The sequence below is a fragment of the Alloalcanivorax venustensis genome, from assembly GCF_047495515.1.
GTDB lineage: Bacteria > Pseudomonadota > Gammaproteobacteria > Pseudomonadales > Alcanivoracaceae > Alloalcanivorax > Alloalcanivorax venustensis.
This window is the reverse complement of the sequence record NZ_CP179934.1, coordinates 32,691-55,903: the sequence shown is the minus strand read 5'-3', so window position 1 is coordinate 55,903 and position 23,213 is coordinate 32,691. Positions and strand designations below refer to the sequence as shown.

Genomic DNA, 23,213 nt, shown 5'->3' with positions numbered 1-23,213 from the left:
ATGAACACCAACACGCTGAGCTGTGGGGCGCGGACACTGGATTTGTCCGCGCCCGTCGTTATGGGGGTCCTGAATGTGACCCCCGATTCGTTTTCCGACGGTGGCCGCTACACCTCCCTGGATGCCGCTCTGCGCCAGGCCGAGCAGATGCTCGCCGACGGCGCCGCGATCATCGACGTGGGCGGCGAGTCCACCCGGCCGGGCGCCGCGCCGGTCTCCGAGCAGCAGGAGCTGGACCGGGTGATCCCGGTGGTGGAGGCCCTGCACCGGGAGCTGGACGCCCTGGTTTCCGTGGACACCAGCACGCCGGCGGTGATTCGCGCCTGCGCCGACGCCGGTGCCGGCATGATCAACGACGTGCGCTCATTGCGCCGTCCGGGCGCCCTCGAGGCCGCCGCCGGTACCGGTTTGCCGGTGTGCGTGATGCACATGCAGGGCGAGCCCGGCACCATGCAGAACGACCCCTTCTACGAAGACGTCACCGCCGAGGTGATCGCGTTCCTGGAGCAGCGCGTCGCCGCCTGCGTGGACGCCGGTATCCCCCGCGACAAGCTGCTGGTGGACCCGGGTTTTGGTTTTGCCAAGACGGTGCAGCATAATCTGCGTTTGCTGGCGGAGCTGTCGCAGCTGGCGCGGCTGGAACTGCCCCTGCTGGTGGGCCTGTCGCGCAAGTCCCTGTTCGGCAAGGTGCTGGACCGCCCGGTGGAACAGCGCCTGGCGGGCAGCCTGGCGGCGGCGGTGATGTGTGTGGAGCGGGGCGCGCGTATCGTGCGCGCCCACGACGTAAAAGAAACCGTGGACGGTGTGCGTTTCGCCCACGCCGTGCACCGCAGCCTGTAAACGACGACGGTGCTGCTTCAGGGAGGCTAAGGATGAGTCGCAAATATTTCGGGACCGATGGCATTCGCGGCACCGTTGGGGAACCGCCGATCACGCCGGATTTCGTGCTCAAGCTGGGCTGGGCCGCCGGCCGGGTGCTGGCCGCCCACGGCGGCAGCAAGATCCTGATCGGCAAGGACACCCGCATTTCCGGGTACATGTTCGAGTCGGCCCTGGAAGCGGGCATTTCCGCCGCCGGCGTGGACGTCAGGCTGCTCGGGCCCATGCCCACGCCGGCCATCGCCTATCTGACCCGCACCCTGCATGCCCAGGCGGGCATCGTGATTTCCGCGTCGCACAACGCCTACACCGACAACGGCATCAAGTTTTTCGGCGATAACGGCCGCAAGCTCAGCGATAAGATCGAAGCGGAAATCGAGCGCATGCTGGATGAGCCGATCTCGGTGGTCGCCACCGACCGTCTCGGCAAGGTGCGCCGCATCGACGACGCCCGCGGCCGCTACATCGAATTCTGCAAAAGCACCACGCCGGGGCTCAATCTGCACGGTCTGAAAATCGTGGTGGACACCGCCAACGGCGCGGCCTATCACATTACCCCGGACGTCCTGGAGGAGCTGGGCGCCGAGGTGGTGGCGATCGCCAACCAGCCGGACGGCTTCAACATCAATCTGGAGTGCGGCTCCACCAAGCCCGAGGCGCTGTGCCGCCGGGTGGTCGCCGAGGGCGCCGATCTCGGGCTGGCCCTGGACGGCGACGCCGACCGCCTGATCATGGTGGACGATCAGGGCACGCTGGTGGACGGCGACCAGCTGCTCTATCTGATCGCCCGCGACCGCCAGCGCCGGGACCGGCTCAATGGCGGCGTCGTCGGCACCCTGATGTCCAACCTGGGCCTGGAGCTGGCGCTTCAGGATCTGGATATTCCCTTCGCCCGCGCCAAGGTCGGCGACCGTTACGTGATGGAGCAGCTCGATCAGCGTGGCTGGCTGCTGGGCGGCGAGTCGTCCGGGCATCTGGTCTGTCTCGACCGCACCTCCACCGGCGACGGCACCGTGGCGGCGCTGCAGGTGCTGGACGCGCTGCGCCGCGAGGGCCTGTCCCTGCGCGAGGCGGCCAGTGCCGCGCCGCTGCTGCCGCAGACGCTGATCAACGTGCGCGGCAGCCGGCGGGACGGGTTTATGGAAGAGGCCGGCGTGCGCGCCGCCATCGATAAGGTGGAGCAGGAACTGGGCCGTAACGGCCGTTTATTGTTGCGCCCCTCCGGCACGGAGCCGCTGGTGCGGGTGATGGTGGAAGGCAAAGACGCCGACCAGGTGGAGCGGCTCTGCCGCCATCTGGCGGAGGCCGTGGAAACGGCGATCGCATGACAGGAGCAACGCTCGAATGACAAGAACACCGTTAGTGGCGGCGAACTGGAAGATGAACGGCCGGTACGGCCTGGTCGCCGAACTGGGCGCCGCGCTGGCGGCGGCGGATCTGGGCAGCGCGGAAGTGGCGGTGTGCCCGCCGTTCCCGTACCTGCAGGCGCTCGGCGCCGAACTGAAGGACAGCGGCGTGGGGCTGGGCGCACAGACCCTGTGCGACCACGAGGACGGCGCCTTCACCGGGGAAGTATCGGCGGAAATGCTGGTGGATATGGGCTGCCGCTACGTGATCGTCGGCCACTCGGAGCGCCGCGAGCACTTCGGCGAGGACGACGACCTGGTCGCCAGCAAGTTCCTGCGCGCGCAAAAGGCCGGGCTGATACCGATTCTGTGTGTCGGTGAAACCCTGCGCCAGCGCGAAGCCGGGGACACCGAGCATGTGGTGGTCCGGCAGTTGATGGCGGTGGTGGAGGCCGCCGGCAGTGCCGCTTTCGACCGCGCGGTGCTGGCCTATGAGCCGATCTGGGCGATCGGAACCGGCCTCACCGCCTCGCCGGAACAGGCCCAGGCGGTGCACGCCGACCTGCGTGCCGCCCTGGCCGCCCGCGACCCCGATGTGGCCGCCGGCCTACGCCTCCTTTACGGCGGCAGCGTAAAGGCGGATAATGCCGCCCCTCTGTTTGCCCAGCCGGACATCGATGGTGGACTGATCGGCGGGGCCTCACTGAACGAAAAAGAATTTATCGCCATTTGTCGGGCGGCAGGTTGATTTAACTTATGGATATTGTGCTTCATGTGGTGCACGTGCTGGCGGCCCTCGGTCTTATCGGCCTGATCCTGATCCAGCATGGCAAGGGGGCCGACGCCGGCGCCTCTTTCGGTGGCGGCGGTTCGCAGACCGTATTCGGCAGCGCCGGGTCCGCCAATTTTCTGACCCGTTTCACGGCGGTTCTGGCGGTGGTGTTTTTTGTCACCAGCCTGGGCCTGGCCTGGATGGCGCGCCAGGAAGCGGAAGGCGCGGGCAGCTTCCTGCCGGCCCTGGAATCCGTGGACGATCAGGACGTGCCGGCGCTGGACGACGCCGACGAGCCGGTCTCCGGCGACGTACCGTCCACCGGCCCGGCCCAGGGCGCGGACGTTCCCGCCGAGGCGCCCGGGATGGATTCCGGGAAATCTGAAAAAGAGACTTCAGATGTGCCGTCGGCTGGGTTAGAATCCCCGGCCCCGGATGAGACGACGTCCGATTCCGGGAAGCAGTAAATCAGTTCTTCGCCGAAGTGGTGGAATTGGTAGACACGCTATCTTGAGGGGGTAGTGACCTTACGGTCGTGCCGGTTCAAGTCCGGCCTTCGGCACCAAAATCAGGACAGGTTCCGTTTGGAGCCTTCCGCGGCTTCCAGCGAAGCCCGCGGTTTTTCAGCCTGGTCCCCGGGGCGGGGCAGGGCTGGAAGCAACCGCCGGAAGATGAGTATAAATCCTGGAAAAATAAACGTTTTTTTCAGGATTAGGTTTGACAAAACCGGCGTGAATATTTAGTATTTGCGCTCGATTTCAAGTGCGGGGTGGAGCAGTCTGGTAGCTCGTCGGGCTCATAACCCGAAGGTCGTAGGTTCAAATCCTGCCCCCGCTACCACTTATCAGGGCCGACTCCCGGTTCTGACGAACAAAAAGCCCCTCTAGAAGGGGCTTTTTGCTATACACAACCGGGGTCGCAAGTGGGAATGGGCGTTATGCCCATTTTTTGTTTGTGGCACCGGAAAAGAGAGGCAATGTCGAAACGCGCGGAACAACTCAAGGAGCTGCTGGCTCCCGTGGTGGAAGACCTGGGTTATACGCTCTGGGGTGTGCAATATCTCCAGGGCCGCGGTGCGGTATTGCGTCTTTTTATCGACCACGATGACGGCATTAACGTCGACGATTGTGCCCTGGTGAGCCACGAGGTGAGTGGCGTACTGGACGTGGAAGATCCGATTCCCGGTGATTACAACCTGGAAGTGTCCTCCCCGGGTCTGGATCGCCCTCTCTTCGAGCTTTCCCACTTTGAACGCTACCAGGGCGAATCCGTGCAGCTCACGCTGCTGGCCCCGGTGGCGGGCAAGCGTAAAATGACGGCGACCCTGGTGGCCGTGGACGGCGACACGCTGGTAATGGAGCTTGATGGCGAAAGCCTGCGCGTTCCTTACAGTCAGGTGGATCGCGCCCGATTACAGCCTCGCTTTGATTGAGCGTGCCCTGGAGAATTTTGTAAAGGCCTGGCCATGAACAAAGAAATCCTGCTGGTAGCGGAAACAGTTTCCAACGAGAAAGGCGTCAGCCGCGACGTGATCTTCGAGGCCATTGAATCGGCCCTGGCGGCGGCGACCAAAAAGCGCTTCAAGGAAGAAGATGTGGAGATTCGTGTCGAGATCGACCGCGTCAGCGGCGACTCACGCACGTTCCGCGTCTGGCACGTGGTGCCCGATGAAGAGCTCTATGAATTCGGCCGTCAGCTGACGCTGGACGAAGCCCACGAGCACGACGAGAAGCTGCAGATCGGCGACACCTATGAAGAAGAGGTGGCGTCGGAAAGCTTCGGTCGCATCGCGGCGCAAACGGCGAAACAGGTGATCGTGCAGAAGGTGCGCGAAGCGGAGCGGCGTCAGATCGTCGAAGAGTACCGCGACCGCATCGGCGAGCTGATCAGCGGCGTGGTCAAGAAGGCCAGCCGCGATTCCATCGTGCTCGACCTGGGGGCCAACGCCGAGGCGCTGATCACCCGCGAGCACATGATCACCCGCGAGAGCGTGCGCCAGAACGACCGCCTGCGTGCGTATCTGCTGGGCGTCAACGAGGAAAACCGGGGCCCGCAGCTGTTCGCCAGCCGCGCCTGCCCGGAAATGCTCGTCGAGCTGTTCAAGATCGAAGTGCCGGAGATCGGCGAAGAGCTGATCGAGATCAAGGGCGCGGCCCGTGACCCGGGTTCGCGCGCCAAGATCGCGGTGAAGACCAACGATCAGCGTATCGACCCGGTGGGCGCCTGCGTCGGCATGCGCGGCGCGCGGGTACAGGCCGTTTCCAACGAGCTGGCCGGCGAGCGCATCGACATCGTGCTGTGGGACGACAACCCGGCGCAGCTGGTGATCAACGCCATGCAGCCGGCGGAAGTCGCTTCCATCGTCGTCGACGAGGAAAGCCACACCATGGACATCGCGGTGGAAGACGAATCCGCGCTGGCCCAGGCGATCGGCCGCAGTGGTCAGAACATCCGTCTTGCCTCCGAGCTGACCGGCTGGGAGCTGAACGTGATGACCACCGACGACGCCGAGAACAAGCAGCAGGAAGAAGCGGAAAAAGCGCTGGAAACCTTTATGGCGTTCCTCGACGTGGATGAGGACGTGGCCGGCGTGCTGGTGGATGAAGGCTTCTCCACCCTCGAGGAAGTGGCCTACGTGCCCACCGAGGAAATGCTCGCCATCGAAGGCTTCGACGAGGACATCGTCGAGGCGCTGCGCCAGCGGGCCAAGGACGCGCTGCTGACCCGGGCGCTGGTATCCGAAGAGAAATTTGATCAGGCCGAACCCGCCGACGACCTTCTGGCAATGGAAGGCATGGACCGTGATCTGGCGGTGGAATTGGCCTCCCGAGGCATCGTCACCATGGAAGACCTTGCCGAACAAGCGGTGGACGACCTGCTCGACATTGAAGGGCTGGAGGAAGAGCGCGCGGCCCAATTGATTATGACCGCCCGTGCCCCCTGGTTCGAAGGCGAGGAAGCCGGCGAATAAGTAGCACGCCGGAATTTGAAGCAGGGCGCCACCAAGACGCGGACAGGAGAGTGTTGCTGACATGGCAGAAACGACCGTAAAGAAACTGGCCGACGTGGTTGGCATCCCGGTGGATACACTGCTCACGCAGATGAAGGAAGCCGGATTGCCACACACGGACGCCGGTGAAGGCGTCTCGGACGAACAAAAGCAGCAGCTGCTCGCGCACCTGCGCAAGTCCCATGGTGCCCAGGATGCGGAGCCCAAGAAGATTACCCTGAAGCGGCGCTCCACCAGCACCATCAAGACCACTGGTGCCGCGGGCAAGGCGAAAACGGTAAACGTGGAAGTGCGCAAGAAGCGCACCTACGTGAAGCGCGCCGCGGTGGAAGAAGAGGAGCGCCTGGAGCAGGAGCGCCTGGCCGCCGAAGAGCAGGCACGCATCGAAGCCGAGGAAGCCGCCAAGCGCAAGGCCGAGGAAGAGGAAGCCAAGCGCAAGGCGGAAGAGGAAGACGCCCTTCGCCGCGAGCAGGAAGCCAAGGCCCGCGCCGAGCAGGAGCGCCAGGCCGGCGAAGAGAAAGCCAGCCAGGAGAAGACCAAGCGTACCTCCGTGCCCAAGGCGTCCACCAAGAAGGTGGCGAAGGAAGAAACCCCCGAGCAGCGTGCCCAGCGCGAAGAGGAAGAGCGCAAGCAGCGTGAAGCCGAAGAGGCGCGCCGCAAGCAGGAGGCCGAAACCCGCAAGAAAGCCGAGGAAGAGGCCGCCCGCCGCACCGCCGAGGAAGCTCAGCGCATCGCCGAGGAGCTGGAGAAGCGCGGCGGCGAGCCCGAGCCGGCGAAAACAGAAGAGGAGGACGACAAAGGGTCCTCCATCGTCCGTGATGCCGTTGAAGCCGGTTATCGCACCGAGGAGCGTCAGTCCCGCCGCCGCCGTCGCAAGAAGGGTTCGGTCGGCGTGGCCCATGGCCAGATGCGCAGCTCCATGAACAAACAGCACGGGTTCAAGAGCCCCACGGAGAAAATGGTATACGACGTAGAGATTCCCGAAACCATCACCGTGGCTGAGCTGGCCCAGCGGATGAACATCAAGGCCAAGGAACTCATCAAGGCAATGATGAAGATGGGTGAAATGGCCACCGTGAATCAGTACATCGACCAGGAAACGGCGGTACTGCTCACCGAGGAAATGGGCCACACGCCCAAGCTGGTGAAAGGCGAGGAAGAGGCGCTGGAAGACGATCTGGCGGATCTGGTGGATTACACCGGCATCGAGGAAGGACCGCGTGCGCCGGTCGTGACCATCATGGGCCACGTCGACCACGGCAAGACCTCGCTGCTGGACTATATCCGCAAGGCCAAGGTGGCGGCCGGTGAAGCCGGCGGCATTACCCAGCACATCGGCGCCTACCACGTGCAGCACGAGAAAGGCATGATCACCTTCCTGGATACCCCGGGCCACGCGGCGTTCACCGCCATGCGGGCGCGCGGTGCCCAGGCGACGGACATCGCGATCATCGTGGTGGCCGCGGACGACGGCGTGATGCCGCAGACCGAGGAAGCGATCAACCACGCCAAGGCGGCGGGTATTCCGCTGATCATCGCGGTCAACAAGATCGACAAGGAAAACGCCGACCTGGATCGGGTTAAAACCGAGCTGGCCGGCAAGGACGTGATCCCGGAAGAGTGGGGCGGCGAGTACCAGTTCGTGAACGTGTCCGCGCACTCCGGTCAGGGTATCGACGAGCTGCTGGACGCGGTGCTGCTGCAGTCCGAACTGCTGGAACTGCGTGCCCCCGCCACCGGCCCGGCCGGCGGTGTGGTGATCGAATCCCGCATCGAGAAGGGTCGCGGTACCGTGGCCTCGGTGCTGGTGCAGTCCGGTGAGCTGCAGGTCGGCGACATGCTGCTGGCCGGCGCCCACTACGGCCGCGTCCGCGCCCTGGTCGACGAGACCGGGCAGCAGGTCAAGAAGGCCGGTCCGTCGATTCCGGTGGAAGTGCTGGGCCTGGACGGCGCGCCGGAAGCCGGCGAGCAGATCCAGGTGGTGCCGGACGAGAAGAAGGCCCGCGAAGTGGCGGAATTCCGCCAGGACCGCGACCGCGATCTCAAGCTCAAGCGTCAGCAGGCCTCCAAGCTGGAAAACCTGTTCGAGAACATGGGCAGCAAGGAAGCCAGCCAGGTCAACATCGTGCTCAAGACCGACGTGCGCGGTTCTCTGGAAGCGCTGGTCGGCGCCCTGCACGACCTGTCCACCGACGAAGTGAAGGTGAGCCTGGTGTCCTCCGGCGTTGGCGCGATCAACGAATCCGACGTCAACCTGGCGATTACCAGCGAGGCGGTACTGCTGGGCTTCAACGTGCGTGCCGATTCCAAGGCCAAGCGCCTGTGCGAGCAGGAAGGCATCGACCTGCGTTACTACAGCGTCATCTACGAGCTGATCGATGACGTCAAGCAGGCCATGAGCGGCTTGCTGGCACCGGAGAAGCGCGAGGAGATCCTCGGCGTGGCGGAAGTCCGCGACGTGTTCCGCTCCTCCAAGTTCGGCGCCGTGGCCGGCTGTATGGTGGTGGAAGGCACCCTGTACCGGAACCGCCCGATCCGCGTGCTGCGCGACGACGTGGTGGTGTTCGAGGGCGAGCTGGAATCCCTGCGCCGCTTCAAGGACGACGTCCAGGAAGTCCGCAACGGCGTCGAGTGTGGTATCGCCGTGAAGAGCTACAACGACGTCAAGGCCGGCGACAAGATCGAAGTGTTCGAAGTGAAGGAGGTGGCGCGCTCTCTCTGAGTGCGCCCTCGTTATGAGCCGTCATCGCCGCCCCAGTGGTTTTCAGCGCACCGACCGCATCGCGGATCAGATTCAGCGTGAGCTGTCGCGGTTGCTTCAGTTTCAGCTGAAGGATCCGCGCGTGGGGCTGGTGACGGTGCAGGACGTGACCGTATCCCGGGATCTGTCCTACTCCGACGTTTATTTCACCCTGTTGGGTGAAGGGGCCGAAGCGGGCTACGAGGCCGAGAAGGTGCTCACCGGCGCCGCCGGCTTCCTGCGCAGCTCGCTGGCGCAGACCCTCAACACCCGCACCACGCCGAAATTGCGTTTTCACTATGACGAAACACCGGAGCGCGCCTCGGAGCTGTCGCAGCTGATCGACGAGGCGCGCGCCGAGGATCGGGAATTGCGTCCCGATCAGGACGACGACGACACCAAGAACGATTGATCACGGAGCGAAGACAGTGGGAAAACGGCGCCGTGGAGGTCGTGATCTGAATGGCATTCTGTTGCTGGACAAGTCCCAGGGCGTGACCAGCAACGGGGCCCTGCAAATGGCCAAGAAAATGTTCGCCGCGGCCAAGGCCGGGCACACCGGCAGCCTGGACCCGCTGGCCACCGGCATGCTGCCGATCTGTTTCGGCGAGGCGACCAAATTCAGCCAGTTTCTGCTGGACGCCGACAAGCGCTACCGGGTCACCGCCCAGCTGGGCGTGGCCACGGAAACCGGCGACGCGGACGGCGAGGTGCGTGAAACCCGCCCGGTGAACGTGACCGAAGGGCAGGTGGCCGAAGCGCTGGAGCGGTTTCTCGGCGACATCGAGCAGATCCCCAGCATGTATTCGGCGATCAAGCACCAGGGCACGCCGCTCTACAAGCTGGCCCGTGAAGGCATCACCGTGGAGCGCCAGCCGCGCCCGGTGACCATCCACGAAATCAAGGACGTGCGCCTGGAAGAGGGCGACCGGGTGGATTTCGAGGTAGCCTGCTCGAAAGGCACCTATGTGCGCTCGCTGGTCGAGGATCTCGGCGAAGCGCTGGGCTGCGGCGGCCATGTGGCCGCGCTGCGCCGGCTTTCCGCGGGGCCCTACCCGGCGGAGCGCATGCTGACCCTGGAGCAGCTTGGCGAGATCAAGGCGGAGGGCGGTTTCGAGGCCCTGGACGAATTGCTCTTGCCTTTGTCGACCAGCGTGGCAGACTGGCCGCGCGTCCAGCTGGCCGAGAGCGCCGCGCACTACCTGCGCCAGGGCCAGCCGGTGATGACCAGTGACCGTCCCCTGGACGGCTGGGTAAGTATTTATGAAGCTTCCACCGACACCTTCATGGGCGTCGGTGAAGTGCTGGAAGACGGGCGCATCGCGCCGCGTCGTCTGGTATCCGGCTGACCGAGGGTCGGCCTTCAACGAGGGCGGCGGCTGTAAATATGCGCGGCCGACCGCGACTTAACCGCATATTGGAGCGAAAAAATGGCTTTGACCACCGAGCAAAAAGCACAAATCCTGAAGGATTTTGCCCAGAAGGAAGGTGATACCGGTTCCCCGGAAGTGCAGGTTGCCCTGCTGTCCGAGAACATCAACCAGCTTCAGGGTCACTTCAAGGATCACCACAAGGATCACCACAGCCGTCGCGGCCTGATCCGCATGGTTAACCAGCGCCGTAAGCTGCTGGACTACCTGGCCGGCAAGAACCGCGACCGCTATCTGAAGTTGATCGAACGTCTGGGCCTGCGCCGCTAAGCAGGCCCCGGTGTGACCGGTGATTGAAACGGAAGCTCGGCCCGGTGCCGGGCTTCTGTTGTTTTGGGGGCAGGGTTATGATGCCCCGGCACGCGATGAAAAAGCGAAGAGACGAAAGACGAGACGAGAGACGAGAAGCGATATGTTCAATATAGTGCGTAAAGAGATTCAATACGGCGGCGACACCGTTATCCTGGAAACCGGGCAGATCGCCCGCCAGGCCACCGCCGCCGTGATGGTCACCATCGGTGACACCCAGGTGCTGGTCACCGTGGTCGGCAAAAAAGAAGCCGACCCCAACAAGCCGTTCTTCCCGCTCACCGTGAACTACCAGGAAAAGACCTACGCCACCGGCCGCATTCCCGGCGGCTTCTTCAAGCGTGAAGGTCGTCCCAGCGAGAAAGAAACCCTGACCTGCCGTCTGATCGACCGGCCGATTCGCCCGCTGTTTCCCAAGGGCTTCATGAACGAAGTCCAGATCGTGGCCACGGTCATGTCCTCGGACAAGAACCAGGATCCGGATATCGCCGCCATGATCGGCACCTCCGCCGCCCTGGCGATCTCGGGCATTCCGTTCAGCGGCCCCATCGGCGCGGCACGCGTGGGCTTCAAGGACGGCCTGTACCTGCTCAACCCGACCTATTCCGAGCTGGAAGAGTCCGCCCTCAACCTGGTGGTCGCCGGTACCGAAGCCGCCGTGCTGATGGTGGAATCCGAAGCCCAGGAGCTCAGCGAAGACCAGATGCTGGGCGCGGTGCTGTTCGGCCACCAGGAAATGCAGGGCCTGATCCAGGCGATCAACGAGTTCGCCTCCGAAGTGGGCACCCCCGCCTGGGAGTGGCAGCCGGCTGAAGAGAACACCGAGCTGAAGAATGCCATCAAGGGCAAGTACGAAGCCGCTCTGGCGGACGCCTACACCATCACCGACAAAATGGCCCGCCAGCAGAAAGTCGGCGAGCTGCGCGACGCCTGTGTGGCCGAGTTCGCCACCGAAGAAGAAGGCGCGCCGGAAGCCGGTGAAGTGAAGGACCTGTTCGGCAAGGTGGAAAAGAACGTGGTGCGCGAGGCGGTGGTCTCCGGCAAGCCGCGTATCGACGGCCGTGCCCTGAACGCGGTGCGCCCGATCGAATGCAAGGTGGGCATGCTCAAGAAAACCCACGGCTCCGCGCTGTTCACCCGCGGCGAAACCCAGGCGATCGTCACCGCCACCCTGGGTGGCATGCGCGATGCCCAGTTCATCGACGCCCTGGAAGGCTCCCGCCAGGACCACTTCATGCTGCAGTACAACTTCCCCCCGTACTGCGTCGGTGAAACCGGCATGATCGGCAGCCCCAAGCGCCGCGAAATCGGCCACGGCCGTCTCGCCCGCCGTGGCGTCGAAGCGGTGGTGCCCGATGAGAAGCAGTTCCCGTACTCAATCCGCGTGGTGTCCGAAATCACCGAATCCAACGGTTCCTCCTCCATGGCGTCGGTGTGCGGCACCTCCATGGCGCTGATGGACGCCGGCGTACCGCTGACCGCCCCGGTGGCCGGCATCGCCATGGGTCTGGTCAAGGAAGAGGACGGCCGCTTCGCGGTACTGTCCGACATCCTCGGTGACGAGGATCACCTCGGCGATATGGACTTCAAGGTGGCCGGTACCGCGCGCGGCGTGACCGCCCTGCAGATGGACATCAAGATCGAGGGCATCACCGAGGAGATCATGGAGAAGGCGCTGGAGCAGGCCCAGGAAGGCCGGCTGCACATTCTCGGCGAGATGGCCAAGGCGATTTCCGAGTCCCGCTCCCAGGTGTCCGACAACGCGCCCACCCTGCTCACCCTGAAGATCAACCCGGAGAAAATCCGCGACGTGATCGGCAAGGGCGGCGCCACCATCCGCGGCCTCACCGACGAAACCGGGTGCACCATCGACCTGGAAGACGACGGCAGCGTGAAGATCTACGGCGAAACCCGTGAGGCGGCCCTGGAAGCCAAGCGTCGCGTGGAAGAGCTCACCGCCGAGGCGGAGATCGACAAGATCTACGAAGGCAAGGTCATGCGCGTGGTGGACTTCGGTGCCTTCGTGCAGATCATGCCCGGCACCGAAGGCCTGCTGCACATCTCCCAGATCGCCGAAGAGCGCGTGGAGAAGGTGTCCGACTACGTCAACGAGGGCGACATCATCAAGGTGAAAGTCCTCGACGTGGACCAGCGTGGCCGCATCAAGCTGTCCATGAAGGAAGCGAAGGAAAGCTGATTTTCCCTGGCTCCGTCAGTACTAAAAAGACCCGCTTAGGCGGGTTTTTTTATGCTCCGTCGAAAAAGACAACCGGGTTGCCATAGTTGGATCAATATCATAAGCTTGCTTACGATAAGTGCGCTTACTAAAGCGCGGATAGGCAGCCGGGAGACCTCGCGATGACCAAAGACACCATGGTCGGGCTCAACGTCCATGACGTGGCGCGTATGATCCGCCGCGACTTCGACCGGCGCGCCCGCGAACAGGGACTGACCCGCGCCCGCTGGCAGGTGCTCTGGCATCTCGCCCGCCACGAGGGCGTCCACCAGGCGGCGCTGGCCGAGATCCTCGATGTGGCGCCGATTTCGCTGACGCGGCAACTGGAACGGCTGGAACAGGAAGGCCTGGTGGAGCGTCGGGGGGACCCTTCCGACCGGCGCCGGCGTCGGCTTTATCTCACCGAAGCGGCCACGCCGGCGTTGGAGCGGCTACGCCAACTGGCGGCGCTGACCCGCGAGCGGGCCTTCGACGGGCTGACCAGCGAGCAAATCGATACGTTCAGAGAGGTGCTGGAGGCGATGCGCGCCAACCTCTGTGATCGACCGGATCAGGGGGACGCACAGTGACCACAACGCAACGCAACCGGCGGCTGGGGATGGGGCTGGGCCTGTTGATCGCTCTGGCCGTGGTGCTATGGCTGATATTCGGCGGTCACCGCTACGTGACCACCGAAAACGCCTACATCAAGATCGACATGATCTCGCTGACCGCCGACGTCAGCGGCCCTCTGGTGGCGGTCAACGTGGAGCGCAACCAGCCGGTCCAGCGCGGCCAGGTGCTCGCCGAGGTCGACCCCCAGCCTTACCGCATTGCCCTGGCGGAGGCGCGCGCCGATCAGCGCGCGGTGCGTAACCGCATTCTTTCCGAGCGTGCCGACTATGCCCGGCTGCAGGCCCAGCGGGCTCAGGCGCGCCGTGACCTGAGCTACTACCAGCGGGAATTGCAGCGCTTCCAGGGGCTCGACAAGGTGGCGGTATCGCAATCCCAGTTGGAGGCGGCGCGGCAGAAGCGCGACAAGGCCCGGGCGGACGCGGAGGTCATCGACCAGCAACTCGCCAGCCTGCGCGCCAAACTCGGCGGCGGGCCGGATGTGGCGGTGGAGGAGCATCCGGACTATCAGGCGGCCACCGCCAAGCTGGACCAGGCCGAATACGACCTGGCCCACACCCGCATCGTGGCCCCCGCCGACGGTATTCTCGGCGGCGCCACGCCGATGGTCGGTGAGCGCGTCAACGCGGGCGTGCCGGTGCTCACCCTGGCCCGCGACCGCTCCGCCTGGGTGGAAGCCAACCTGAAGGAAACCCAGCTCACCAACGTGCGTGAGGGGCAGACCGTGGAGGTGGTGGTGGACACCTATCCGGGGGTCACCTGGCGGGCCCGGGTGCGCAGCCTGAGCCCGGCCACCGGCTCCGAGTACGCGCTGATCCCGCCGCAGAACGCCAGCGGCAACTGGGTCAAGGTGGTGCAGCGGGTGCCGGTGCGGCTGCAGCTGCTGGATGTAGACGGCAAGCCGCCGCTGCGCTCGGGCATGAGCGCGGAAATCACCATTGATACGCAGGCGTCGCCGCTCGCCGACAAACCGGTGGCCGGCAAACCGGTGGCCGGCACACCGGTGGCCGCCAGCGGCGACCATGGCACGCCTTAACGACCAGCGCCTGGTCACCATCAGCATCATGCTGGCCACGGTGATGCAGGTGCTCGACACCACCATCGCCAATGTGGCCCTGCCGCACATGCAGGGCAGCCTGTCCGCCAGTACCGACCAGATCACCTGGGTGCTGACCTCCTACATCGTGGCCGCCGCCATCATGACGCCGACGGTGGGGTTCATGGCCAGCCGCCTGGGGCGGCGCCGGCTGTTCCTCTGGTCGGTGGCCGGGTTCACGGTGACCTCCGGGCTGTGCGGGTTGTCCGCCTCGCTGGATCAGATGGTCCTCTTCCGCATCCTGCAGGGGGTGTTCGGCGCCGCGCTGGTGCCGCTGTCCCAGTCGGTGCTGCTGGACGCCTACCCGGTGGAAAAACACGGCCAGGCCATGGCGATCTGGGGCATGGGCGTGATGGTGGGGCCGATCCTCGGGCCCACGCTGGGCGGCTGGCTCACCGAGTGGTACAGCTGGCGCTGGGTGTTCTACATCAACCTGCCGTTCGGCTTGCTGGCGTTCGCCGGCATCTGGCTGAGCGTCAGTGAAACCGAAACCCGCAAGGTGCGCTTCGACATCATGGGGTTCGCCTATCTGGGCCTGGCCATCGGTGCCTTCCAGCTGATGCTGGATCGCGGCGAACAGGTGCAGTGGTTCGAAAGCTTTGAGATTCAGCTGGAAGCCGTTCTGGCTCTGCTCGGCTTGTATCTGTTCGTGGTCCATTCGCTGACCCGCAAGGACCCCTTTATCGATCCGGCGCTGTTCAAGGACCGTAATTTCGTCACCGGGCTGGTGTTCATCTTCGTGGTGGGGATCATTCTGCTGGCGACCATGGCGTTGCTGCCGCCCTTCCTGCAGCAGTGGAAAGACTACCCGGCGGTGACCACCGGCCTGGTGCTGGCGCCGCGCGGGCTGGGCTCCATGTTCTCGATGATGCTGGTGGGACGCCTGATGCGCACCCGGCTGGACCCGCGGGTGCTGGTGATCACCGGGCTGCTGTTCATCACCTTCTCGTTGCACGAGATGGCCGGTTTCACGCTGGAGGTCAGCCGCAATACGCTGATCTGGACCGGGGTGCTGCAGGGGCTGGGCCTGGGGCTGGTGTTCGTGCCGGCCAGCGCGCTCACCTACGCCACGCTCAACCCGTCACTGCGCACCGAGGGCGCCTCGCTGTTTTCGTTGTCGCGCAACCTGGGCTCCAGCGTCGGCATCTCGATCATGACCGCCATGTTGTCGCGCAATCTGTGGATCAACCAGCAGCAGCTCGGTGAGCACCTGCAGCTGGCCCCCTGGCTGAGCCAGGGGCTGCCCATGAAAGAGATGGTGGGCAGCGTGCCGGCGGCGGTCTACCAGACGCTGTTGAGCCAGGCGGCGGAGATCAGCTATATGAACGATTTCCGCCTGCTGATGTGGATCAACATGGCGGCGATCCCGCTGGTGTTCCTGCTGCGCCACCAGCGGCGGGCATAAAAAAGGCGGCCCGAGGCCGCCTTTTTCCTTATCACAAAAGAGCCGCTATCCGCTGTCGCCGTTGTTCTTGCGGGTCTTGATCAGCTCGTCCACCACGCCCGGGTCCGCCAGGGTGGAGGTGTCGCCCAGGCTGTCCAGCTCGTCGGCGGCGATCTTGCGCAGAATGCGCCGCATGATCTTGCCGGAGCGGGTCTTGGGCAGGCCGGGGGCGAAGTGAATCAGGTCCGGCTTGGCGATCGGGCCGATTTCCTGGGTGACCAGATCACGCAGCTCCTTGATCAGCTCATCGCTGCCCTCGGCGCCGCGCATCAGCGACACATAGGCGTAGATGCCCTGGCCTTTGACGTCGTGCTGGTAACCCACCACGGCGGCCTCGGAGATGCTCTTGTGCAGCACCAGAGCCGATTCGATCTCGGCGGTGCCCAGCCGGTGCCCGGAGACGTTCAGCACGTCGTCCACCCGGCCGGTGATCCACCAGTAGCCGTCCTCGTCGCGGCGCGCCCCGTCGCCGGTGAAGTAATAGCCGGGGTAGGCGCTGAAGTAGGTGTCGATCATGCGCTGGTGGTCGCCGTACACGGTGCGGATCTGGCTCGGCCAGCTGGCCTTGATCACCAGGTTGCCGGAGGTGGCGCCTTCCAGTTCCTTGCCGTCCGGGTCCATCAGGCCGGGCTGTACGCCGAACATGGGCAGGGTGGCGGAGCCGGGCTTCAGGTCCACCGCGCCGGGCAGCGGCGCGATCATGATGGCGCCGGTCTCGGTCTGCCACCAGGTGTCGACGATCGGGCAGCGTTCCTCGCCCACCACCTTGTGGTACCACTGCCAGGCTTCCGGGTTGATCGGCTCGCCCACGGTGCCCAGCAGTTTCAGGCTGGAGCGGTCGGTTTTGGTCACCGGCTCGTCGCCCTGGCCCATCAGGGCACGGATGGCGGTGGGCGCGGTGTAGTAGATGTTGACCTTGTGCTTGTCCACCACCTGCCAGTGACGGGAGGCGTCCGGGTAGGTGGGCACGCCCTCGAACATCAGGGTGGTGGCGCCGTTGGCCAGCGGCCCGTAGACGATGTAGCTGTGGCCGGTGATCCAGCCCACGTCGGCGGTGCACCAGTAGATGTCGCCGTCCTGATAGTCGAACACGTACTTGTGGGTCAGGGCGCTCTGCAGCAGGTAGCCGGCGGTGGTGTGCACCACGCCCTTGGGCTTGCCGGTGGAGCCGGAGGTGTACAGGGTGAACAGCGGGTCCTCGCTGTCGACCCATTCCGGCTCGCAGTTCGCGTCCGCCTTGGCGAGCGCGTCGTGGTACCAGATGTCACGCTGGTCGTCCCAGTCGATATCGCCGCCGGTGCGTTCCACCACCAGGCAGGTGTGGACCGAATCGCAGCCGCTCAGGGCCTTGTCGGCGTTGGCTTTCAGTGCCACCACCTTGCCGCCGCGCACGCCTTCGTCGGCGGTGATCAGGGCGCAGGCGCCGGCGTTCTGGATGCGGTCCTTGAGGGCTTCCGGCGAGAAGCCGCCGAACACCACCGAGTGAATCGCGCCGATGCGGGCGCAGGCCAGCATGGCGTAGGCCGCTTCCGGGATCATCGGCATGTAGATCACCACCCGGTCGCCTTTTTTCACGCCGCGGTCCTTCAGGGCGTTGGCGAAGCGCGACACCTGCTCGAACAGTTCCTGGTAGGTGATGTGCTTTTCCTGGTCGGGCTCGTCGCCCTCCCAGATGATCGCGGTCTGCTGGGCGCGCTCGGGCAGGTGGCGGTCGACGCAGTTGTAGCAGGCGTTGAGCTTGCCGCCCTGGAACCAGGCCGCGCGGCCTTCCTTGAAGTCCCAGTCGCTGACCGTGTCCCAGCGGGTCTGCCAGTCGAGCAGTTGGTCCGCGCGCTCGGCCCAGAACGTATCGGGATCGTCGATGGATTGCTGATACCAGCGATCATAGGTTTGCCGATCCATCAGTGTCTGGCGTTTAAACGCCTCCGGAACCGGGTAGATCTTTTGCTCGGACATGTCAGCCTCCTTCGTACTGCCCGCTGATGTTTATTGTCTGGCCGCCCCGCCCTGAAGCCGCGGGGGTAATACGGCGCCGTATTATCGTGCCAACGGCGATACGCCTGGAATTAAACTATTGTCTAAAGACCGGCTTATCAAATGCCATTGAGGACAGTGTACCGCTAGCGGCGCTGGGAAAGGGACGTCTACTACCAAAGGCGAAGAGATGCGCGCGCGGGGAGGGGGTAGCATCAAGGGGCTGGATACAAAAACGCCGGCTCGAGGCCGGCGTTCAGGGCGAGGTGGTACAGGCGGCTCAGGCCACCTGCACCGGGATAGCGTTGCTGGTCCCTTTAACCTCGTTGCCTTCGTCCATGTAAATCAGACGGGGCTTATAATTGATCAACTCGGAGCTGGAATAGTTGGCGTAGGCGCAGATGATCACGCGGTGCCCGGGCTGCGCCTTGTGGGCGGCGGCGCCGTTCACGGAAATCATCTTCGAACCCTCTTCGCCGCGGATCGCGTAGGTTTCGAAGCGCTCGCCATTGTCCAGGTTGTAAATCTGGATCTGCTCGTATTCAAGGATGCCGGCCATGTCCATAAGACGGCCGTCGATGGCGCAGGAGCCTTCGTACTCAAGTTCCGCATGGGTGACGCGGGCCTGGTGCAACTTGGCTTTCAGCATGGTGCACTGCATGTTGGTACCTCTCTAAACAACCCTTGCACGGGCACTGAATAACGGCCGCTGACAGGGGGGCGGCAGTATGCATGAATCACCGGTCACATACAATAAACCGGTGGGGGGCACCCCGTGCCCTGAGCCGACGCTGAGAGCGGCATTATAGGGCAGTCTCAGCCAATTTCACGGTCACATTGTCGATCAATCTGGGACGCCCCAGGCGCGCCGCCGCCGCGACCACCAAAGAGCGGTCGCCGGGGCCGGCGGGGACCAGGCTGTCGGCGTTGGCCACGGTCACGTAATCGACATCAAAGCCGTGCCCGGCGAGCGACGCCGCCAGGCGCTGTTCCAGGGCCCGGTAGTCGCGTTCGCCGGCCTCGATGGCGCGCCGCGCCTCCTGCAGGTGCTGCTGGAGCAGCGGTGCTCTGGTGCGCTCCTCGGCGGTGAGGAAGCCGTTCCGGGAGCTGCGCGCCAGGCCGTCCGGCTCCCGGTCGGTGGCGGCGCCGATCACGCGCACCGGCATCAGCAATTCCGCCACCATGCGGCGGATCACCGCCAGTTGCTGGAAATCCTTCTCGCCGAACACCGCCAGATCAGGCTGAACAATATTGAATAATTTGCTTACCACCGTGGTCACGCCCCGGAAATGGCCGGGCCGGTCGGCGCCGCACAGATAATCGCCCAGGGCGTCCACGTCCACCCAGGTCTGGTTGGTCCCCAGCGGGTAGATTTCCTCCACCGGCGGGGCGAACGCCATGGCCACCCCGGCGTCGCGCAGCTGGGCGCAGTCCGCGTCCAGGGTGCGTGGGTAGGCGTCGAAGTCCTCATTGGGGCCGAACTGGGTGGGGTTGACGAAAATCGACACCACCACCTCGTCGCTGTGGCGCCGGGCCTCGCGCACCAGGCTCAGGTGGCCCTCGTGCAGATTGCCCATGGTGGGCACGAAGCCCACCCGTTTTCCGGCCTGGCGCCACTGGCGCACGCGCTCGCGCACCTCGGCGACGGTATGCAGCAATTCCATGGTGGTCAGAAGCAGTGCTGTTCGGCGGGGAACTGGCCGTCCTTGACGGCCCGGTCGTAGGCGCGGAACGCCGCGGCCACATCGCCGCCGGCCTCCGCCATGAAGTCCTTCACGAAGCGCGCCGGGCTGGCATTGAGCCCGAGCATGTCGTGCATCACCAGCACCTGGCCGTCGCACTCCGGGGCGGCGCCGATACCGGTCACCGGGATGTTCACGGCGGCGGTGATTTCCGCGCTCAGGGCGCGCGGCACGCACTCCAGCAGCAGCATGGCGGCGCCGGCCTTTTCCAGGGCGACGGCGGCCTCCAGCAGCTCGCGGGCGCCCTGCTCGTCCTTGCCCTGGACCCGGTAGCCGCCGAAGGCGTTGACCGCCTGCGGGGTCAGGCCCAGATGCACGCAGGCCGGGACGCCGTTGCGCTTGAGCACGGTGACCGCTTCGGCCAGCCAGGCGCCGCCTTCCAGCTTGACCATGTTGGCGCCGGCCTGCATCAGCGCGCCGCTGGCCTCGAGAATGCGCTCCAGCGTGGCGGCGCCCAGGAAGGGCACATCGGCCAGCACCAGGCTGCCCTGGTTGCCGCGGGCCACGCACCGGGTGTGGTAGACCATGTCGTCCAGGGTCACCGGCACGGTGCTGTCACGGCCCTGGATCACGTTGCCCAGGGAATCGCCGATCAGGACGGCGTCCACGCCCGCTTCGCTGATCAGACGCGCGAAGGTGGCGTCGTAGGCGGTGAGCATGGAGAACTTCTCGCCGTCCTGCTTGCGCTTGTTGAGAGTGCGGATGGTAACGGGCATGGGTGTTTTCCCCCGGGAAACTGCGTTTAGACCAGCGGCCGGGGGTTAAAATAGTGGCGCCCGGTGCGGATGTCCAGCAACTCGGCCACCAGTTGCTGGTAGTCCGCGTCACCGCTGGCCAGGTCGATTTCCGCCGCGTTGACGATCAGCAGCGGGGCCCGGTCGTAGAAGTGGAAAAAGCGGGTGTAGGCGTCGTTGAGGCGGTCCAGGTAGTCCGGGTCGATGCGTTGCTCGAAGGCGTTGCCCCGTTTCAGCACCCGCTGGCGCAGAACCGGCGTGGGCGCCTGCAGGTAGATCACCAGGTCCGGCGCCGGGGCGTCGATCAGCATGTGCTGGTAGACGTTGTCGTAGAGGGCGAACTCGTCCTCGTCGAGATTCACCTCGGCGAACAGGCGGTTCTTGTCGACCAGGAAATCCGCCACCCGCGGGCCGGAAAACAGGTCCTGCTGGCGCAGCCCGCGCAGCTGGTCGGCGCGCTGAAACAGGAAAAACAGTTCGGTCTGCAGGGCGAAGCGGGCCGGGTCCTGATAGAAGCGGGTCAGAAACGGGTTGTCGTCGGCGCGCTCGAACAGGGTGTCGAAGCCGAAGGTGTCCGCCAGACGCTGGGCCAGGGTAGTTTTGCCGGCGCCGATGGGGCCTTCCACGGCGATGAAACGGGGCAGTTCGCCGTTGTCGCGCAGACGGTTAATGCGTTCGGTCAGCAAAGTGGTTCTCCTCCAGGCAGTGCAGGCGCTGCAGTGGCTGGGCGGCGACCGCAGGCCAATAGTCGGCCACCGGGGTGCCGTCCGGCAAGCGGCAATCGGGCAGCAGGTCGACCAGCGGGCCGATCACGAAGGCGCGCCGCGTGAGCTCGGGGTGGGGGACGGTGAGGCGGGGCAGGTCGAGGGTCCGCTGGTCCCATAACAGGATGTCCAGATCCAGGGTGCGCTCGCCCCAACGCCGGTGCCGCTCGCGGCCGGCGGCGTTTTCCAGCTGCTGCAAGGCGTCCAGCAGGGCCAGCGGGGCCAGCGTGGTTTCCAGGGCCGCCACCGCGTTGATGAAGTCGGGCTGGTCCTGGGGCCCCACCGGGGCGCTGGCGTAGAGATCGGAATGGCCCACCAGCCGGGTGTCGGGCAAGGCGGCCAGCGCCTCCAGGGTCCGGCACAGTCGCCGGCGGGGATCCGCCAGATTGCCGCCCAGCCCGATCACCACCATGCCTGTTCAGCCCTGGCTGTTGGCGGGTTTGCGCCGGCGCCGGCGGCGCTTGCCACCGCCGCTGGCGCCCTGGTTGGGGCCGAGCGCCTGCACCATCGCTTCGCGCTGGTCCTCGTCGGCGTCCTGGTAGCGTGTCCACCAGTCACCCAGGCCGGCGGGCAGTTCACCGGCCTGCTCGCGCAGCAGCAGGAAATCGTAGGCGGCCCGGAAACGGGGATGCTGCACCAGCGCCTCGGCGCGGCGGCCGCCACGGCGTGGCAGCCGGTCCTGCAGGTCCCACATTTCCCGCATCACGGTGGAGAAGCGGCGCGGAATGGCGGTGTGCTGAACCTGCTGGTTCAGGGCCCAGCCGGCGGCCTTGTGCAGGGCCGGAGCCGGCGGCATGCCGTCGGCGCGCAGCTTTTCCAGGCGCGCCACGGTCACCGGCCACAACAGTACGGCGAAGATGAACGCCGGCGTCACCGGTTTATCCTGCGCCAGCCGCCGGTCGGTGTTGTCCATGGCGGCCAGGATCAGCTTCTCCCAGACCTTGCCCTGGGGGCCCTTCAGGCTGCGGTCGGTTTCCGGGAACAGGAAATGGAACAGGCCCAGGTCCTGCAGTTGCTGCATGGAGGCGCGGGCGTGGCCGCTGAGGAACAGTTTCAGCACCTCGTCGAACAGCCGCGCCGGCGGCACCTGCAGCAGCAGCTCGGCCAGTTCGGGAATCTTGCGGCTTGCCTTCTGGTCCAGCCGGAAGCCCAGCTTGGCGGCGAAGCGGGCGGCGCGCAGCATGCGCACCGGGTCTTCCCGGTAGCGCTGTTCGGGATCGCCGATCAGGCTGATCTCGCCGCGCTCGATGGCGCGCCGGCTGCCGACGAAGTCGTACAGCGCGAAGTCGGCGATATTGTAGTAGAGCGCATTGATGGTGAAGTCGCGCCGCAGGGCGTCTTCCTCGATGCTGCCCCAGGTGTTGTCGCGCAGTACCAGCCCGGTCTCCTCGTGGGCGGAGTGCTGGTCGCGGTCGAGCTCCTGGTCGTCCCGTTGAAAGGCGCGGAACGTGGAGACTTCGATCACTTCGCGGCCGAAACGCACATGCACGATCTGGAAGCGGCGGCCGATGATACGGCTGCGCTTGAACAGGCGCTGGACCTGCTCCGGCGTGGCGTCGGTGACCACGTCGAAGTCCTTGGGCTCGCGGCCGCACAGCAGGTCGCGCAGGCAGCCGCCCACCAGAAAGGCTTGAAAACCCTGCTCGTGCAACCCATACAGCACATTCAGCGCCGCTCTGGAGATCTGCTTGCGGGAGATCGGATGCTGGTCCCGGGGGATGATCCGCGCCTCGGGCAGGGCAGTGCCGCCGCTGGAACCTTTGCTCGCCACGGCGGTCAATGTTCTCAGAGGGCGGCCGAGCAGGCGTAGCGGGTAGGTGACGATGCCGGCGAGCCGGGCCAGGGCCCAGGTAAGAATTGCGTCGGCCCAGACCACGGGCATGACAAGCCAGGTAAGGGCGCTTTTAAGCCTCGGTGAAAGGTTACGTGCCATTGAGCAAAAAACGTCCTGACGGAATGAAAGGCGGCATGGTAGCACTTTTTGCCACGGGCTGGTTATTCGATCTGGAGAAAGGGCGGGCGGTCCGCCGGGCGTGAGGGATATGGCGGGCCTGGAAAGTAAAAAGGGACCACAACCTCGGTTGTGATCCCCTATGCGCTGATTCTGTTGTTGTTATTGTTTGTG

The 23,213-nt window shown here is 65.1% G+C and carries 21 protein-coding genes and 2 tRNA genes; 16 read left to right on the top strand and 7 right to left on the bottom strand.

The window, feature by feature from the left end:
* The 16 genes from folP to ACMG4O_RS00200 all read left to right on the top strand — a co-directional run bounded on the left by folP (position 1) and on the right by ACMG4O_RS00200 (position 15,835).
* The gene (gene folP, locus ACMG4O_RS00275) at positions 1 to 840 is read left to right on the top strand and encodes a dihydropteroate synthase (RefSeq protein WP_142948306.1); all 840 of its coding nucleotides are present in this window, start codon (positions 1 to 3) and stop codon (positions 838 to 840) included.
* Positions 841 to 872: 32 nt separating this feature from the next.
* Positions 873 to 2,207: a phosphoglucosamine mutase gene (gene glmM, locus ACMG4O_RS00270; protein WP_370202054.1), complete on the top strand. Its 1,335-nt coding sequence runs from the start codon at positions 873 to 875 to the stop codon at positions 2,205 to 2,207.
* A gap of 16 nt (positions 2,208 to 2,223) precedes the next feature.
* A complete protein-coding gene (gene tpiA / locus ACMG4O_RS00265) occupies positions 2,224 to 2,973 on the top strand; it encodes a triose-phosphate isomerase (protein ID WP_414434153.1) in 750 nt (249 codons plus the stop codon).
* Positions 2,974 to 2,981: 8 nt separating this feature from the next.
* On the top strand, positions 2,982 to 3,464 hold the full coding sequence (gene secG, locus ACMG4O_RS00260) for a preprotein translocase subunit SecG (protein WP_142948309.1): 483 nt from the start codon (positions 2,982 to 2,984) through the stop codon (positions 3,462 to 3,464).
* Between the two features lie 11 nt (positions 3,465 to 3,475).
* A tRNA-Leu gene (locus ACMG4O_RS00255) sits at positions 3,476 to 3,562 on the top strand.
* A gap of 198 nt (positions 3,563 to 3,760) precedes the next feature.
* A tRNA-Met gene (locus tag ACMG4O_RS00250) sits at positions 3,761 to 3,837 on the top strand.
* A 136-nt stretch (positions 3,838 to 3,973) separates the two neighbouring features.
* Entirely contained in the window at positions 3,974 to 4,429 is a 456-nt protein-coding gene (gene rimP, locus ACMG4O_RS00245; RefSeq protein WP_067610333.1) for a ribosome maturation factor RimP, read from the top strand.
* 33 nt (positions 4,430 to 4,462) lie between these two features.
* A complete protein-coding gene (gene nusA, locus ACMG4O_RS00240) occupies positions 4,463 to 5,968 on the top strand; it encodes a transcription termination factor NusA (RefSeq protein ID WP_142948310.1) in 1,506 nt (501 codons plus the stop codon).
* Between the two features lie 61 nt (positions 5,969 to 6,029).
* Positions 6,030 to 8,729 (top strand): translation initiation factor IF-2, encoded by a 2,700-nt coding sequence (gene infB, locus ACMG4O_RS00235; protein ID WP_142948311.1) that lies wholly within the window; start codon positions 6,030 to 6,032, stop codon positions 8,727 to 8,729.
* A gap of 13 nt (positions 8,730 to 8,742) precedes the next feature.
* Positions 8,743 to 9,159 carry a 30S ribosome-binding factor RbfA gene (rbfA, locus tag ACMG4O_RS00230; protein WP_067610759.1) on the top strand — a complete coding sequence of 139 codons (417 nt, stop codon included), beginning with the start codon at positions 8,743 to 8,745 and terminating at the stop codon, positions 9,157 to 9,159.
* A 16-nt stretch (positions 9,160 to 9,175) separates the two neighbouring features.
* Positions 9,176 to 10,096, top strand: coding sequence for a tRNA pseudouridine(55) synthase TruB (gene truB, locus ACMG4O_RS00225; RefSeq protein ID WP_414434152.1), 921 nt, complete (start codon positions 9,176 to 9,178; stop codon positions 10,094 to 10,096).
* A gap of 81 nt (positions 10,097 to 10,177) precedes the next feature.
* A complete protein-coding gene (rpsO, locus tag ACMG4O_RS00220; RefSeq protein WP_067610763.1) occupies positions 10,178 to 10,447 on the top strand; it encodes a 30S ribosomal protein S15 in 270 nt (89 codons plus the stop codon).
* Positions 10,448 to 10,589: 142 nt separating this feature from the next.
* Entirely contained in the window at positions 10,590 to 12,683 is a 2,094-nt protein-coding gene (pnp, locus tag ACMG4O_RS00215; protein ID WP_142948313.1) for a polyribonucleotide nucleotidyltransferase, read from the top strand.
* 161 nt (positions 12,684 to 12,844) lie between these two features.
* Positions 12,845 to 13,291, top strand: a complete 447-nt coding sequence (locus ACMG4O_RS00210) for a MarR family winged helix-turn-helix transcriptional regulator (RefSeq protein ID WP_142948314.1) — start codon at positions 12,845 to 12,847, stop codon at positions 13,289 to 13,291.
* Entirely contained in the window at positions 13,288 to 14,370 is a 1,083-nt protein-coding gene (locus ACMG4O_RS00205; protein WP_414434151.1) for an HlyD family secretion protein, read from the top strand. Before ACMG4O_RS00210 ends, ACMG4O_RS00205 begins: the two co-directional genes overlap by 4 nt.
* Entirely contained in the window at positions 14,357 to 15,835 is a 1,479-nt protein-coding gene (locus ACMG4O_RS00200) for a DHA2 family efflux MFS transporter permease subunit (protein WP_414434150.1), read from the top strand. Before ACMG4O_RS00205 ends, ACMG4O_RS00200 begins: the two co-directional genes overlap by 14 nt.
* 45 nt (positions 15,836 to 15,880) lie before the next feature.
* On the opposite strand, the gene acs is transcribed toward ACMG4O_RS00200, so the two are convergent.
* From acs to pcnB, 7 genes are all read right to left on the bottom strand, one after another.
* A complete protein-coding gene (gene acs, locus ACMG4O_RS00195; protein WP_335629181.1) occupies positions 15,881 to 17,830 on the bottom strand; it encodes an acetate--CoA ligase in 1,950 nt (649 codons plus the stop codon).
* A 298-nt stretch (positions 17,831 to 18,128) separates the two neighbouring features.
* Positions 18,129 to 18,509: an aspartate 1-decarboxylase gene (panD, locus tag ACMG4O_RS00190; protein WP_067612187.1), complete on the bottom strand. Its 381-nt coding sequence runs from the start codon at positions 18,507 to 18,509 to the stop codon at positions 18,129 to 18,131.
* A gap of 142 nt (positions 18,510 to 18,651) precedes the next feature.
* Positions 18,652 to 19,512: a pantoate--beta-alanine ligase gene (gene panC / locus ACMG4O_RS00185; RefSeq protein ID WP_194854900.1), complete on the bottom strand. Its 861-nt coding sequence runs from the start codon at positions 19,510 to 19,512 to the stop codon at positions 18,652 to 18,654.
* Between the two features lie 5 nt (positions 19,513 to 19,517).
* Positions 19,518 to 20,306, bottom strand: a complete 789-nt coding sequence (gene panB / locus ACMG4O_RS00180; RefSeq protein ID WP_335629180.1) for a 3-methyl-2-oxobutanoate hydroxymethyltransferase — start codon at positions 20,304 to 20,306, stop codon at positions 19,518 to 19,520.
* A gap of 26 nt (positions 20,307 to 20,332) precedes the next feature.
* On the bottom strand, positions 20,333 to 21,010 hold the full coding sequence (locus ACMG4O_RS00175; protein WP_370184257.1) for a deoxynucleoside kinase: 678 nt from the start codon (positions 21,008 to 21,010) through the stop codon (positions 20,333 to 20,335).
* The gene (folK, locus tag ACMG4O_RS00170; RefSeq protein WP_414434149.1) at positions 20,991 to 21,500 is read right to left on the bottom strand and encodes a 2-amino-4-hydroxy-6-hydroxymethyldihydropteridine diphosphokinase; all 510 of its coding nucleotides are present in this window, start codon (positions 21,498 to 21,500) and stop codon (positions 20,991 to 20,993) included. The genes ACMG4O_RS00175 and folK overlap by 20 nt, the downstream gene beginning before the upstream one ends.
* Before the next feature lie 6 nt (positions 21,501 to 21,506).
* Complete coding sequence (pcnB, locus tag ACMG4O_RS00165; RefSeq protein ID WP_142948320.1) at positions 21,507 to 22,970, bottom strand: polynucleotide adenylyltransferase PcnB; 1,464 nt, start codon at positions 22,968 to 22,970, stop codon at positions 21,507 to 21,509.
* Between the last annotated feature and the right edge of the window lie 243 nt (positions 22,971 to 23,213).

What these genes read in the sequence shown, in the direction of transcription:
- tpiA (WP_414434153.1), top strand. Translation starts at nt 2,224, where the DNA reads ATGACAAGAACACCGTTAGTGGCGGCGAACTGGAAGATGAACGGCCGG.
- folK (WP_414434149.1), bottom strand. Translation starts at nt 21,500, where the DNA reads ATGGTGGTGATCGGGCTGGGCGGCAATCTGGCGGATCCCCGCCGGCGA.
- glmM (WP_370202054.1), top strand. Translation starts at nt 873, where the DNA reads ATGAGTCGCAAATATTTCGGGACCGATGGCATTCGCGGCACCGTTGGG.
- nusA (WP_142948310.1), top strand. Translation starts at nt 4,463, where the DNA reads ATGAACAAAGAAATCCTGCTGGTAGCGGAAACAGTTTCCAACGAGAAA.
- rpsO (WP_067610763.1), top strand. Translation starts at nt 10,178, where the DNA reads ATGGCTTTGACCACCGAGCAAAAAGCACAAATCCTGAAGGATTTTGCC.
- secG (WP_142948309.1), top strand. Translation starts at nt 2,982, where the DNA reads ATGGATATTGTGCTTCATGTGGTGCACGTGCTGGCGGCCCTCGGTCTT.
- ACMG4O_RS00210 (WP_142948314.1), top strand. Translation starts at nt 12,845, where the DNA reads ATGACCAAAGACACCATGGTCGGGCTCAACGTCCATGACGTGGCGCGT.
- folP (WP_142948306.1), top strand. Translation starts at nt 1, where the DNA reads ATGAACACCAACACGCTGAGCTGTGGGGCGCGGACACTGGATTTGTCC.
- panD (WP_067612187.1), bottom strand. Translation starts at nt 18,509, where the DNA reads ATGCAGTGCACCATGCTGAAAGCCAAGTTGCACCAGGCCCGCGTCACC.
- panB (WP_335629180.1), bottom strand. Translation starts at nt 20,306, where the DNA reads ATGCCCGTTACCATCCGCACTCTCAACAAGCGCAAGCAGGACGGCGAG.
- infB (WP_142948311.1), top strand. Translation starts at nt 6,030, where the DNA reads ATGGCAGAAACGACCGTAAAGAAACTGGCCGACGTGGTTGGCATCCCG.
- pnp (WP_142948313.1), top strand. Translation starts at nt 10,590, where the DNA reads ATGTTCAATATAGTGCGTAAAGAGATTCAATACGGCGGCGACACCGTT.
- acs (WP_335629181.1), bottom strand. Translation starts at nt 17,830, where the DNA reads ATGTCCGAGCAAAAGATCTACCCGGTTCCGGAGGCGTTTAAACGCCAG.
- panC (WP_194854900.1), bottom strand. Translation starts at nt 19,512, where the DNA reads ATGGAATTGCTGCATACCGTCGCCGAGGTGCGCGAGCGCGTGCGCCAG.
- rimP (WP_067610333.1), top strand. Translation starts at nt 3,974, where the DNA reads ATGTCGAAACGCGCGGAACAACTCAAGGAGCTGCTGGCTCCCGTGGTG.
- ACMG4O_RS00200 (WP_414434150.1), top strand. Translation starts at nt 14,357, where the DNA reads ATGGCACGCCTTAACGACCAGCGCCTGGTCACCATCAGCATCATGCTG.
- pcnB (WP_142948320.1), bottom strand. Translation starts at nt 22,970, where the DNA reads ATGCCCGTGGTCTGGGCCGACGCAATTCTTACCTGGGCCCTGGCCCGG.
- rbfA (WP_067610759.1), top strand. Translation starts at nt 8,743, where the DNA reads ATGAGCCGTCATCGCCGCCCCAGTGGTTTTCAGCGCACCGACCGCATC.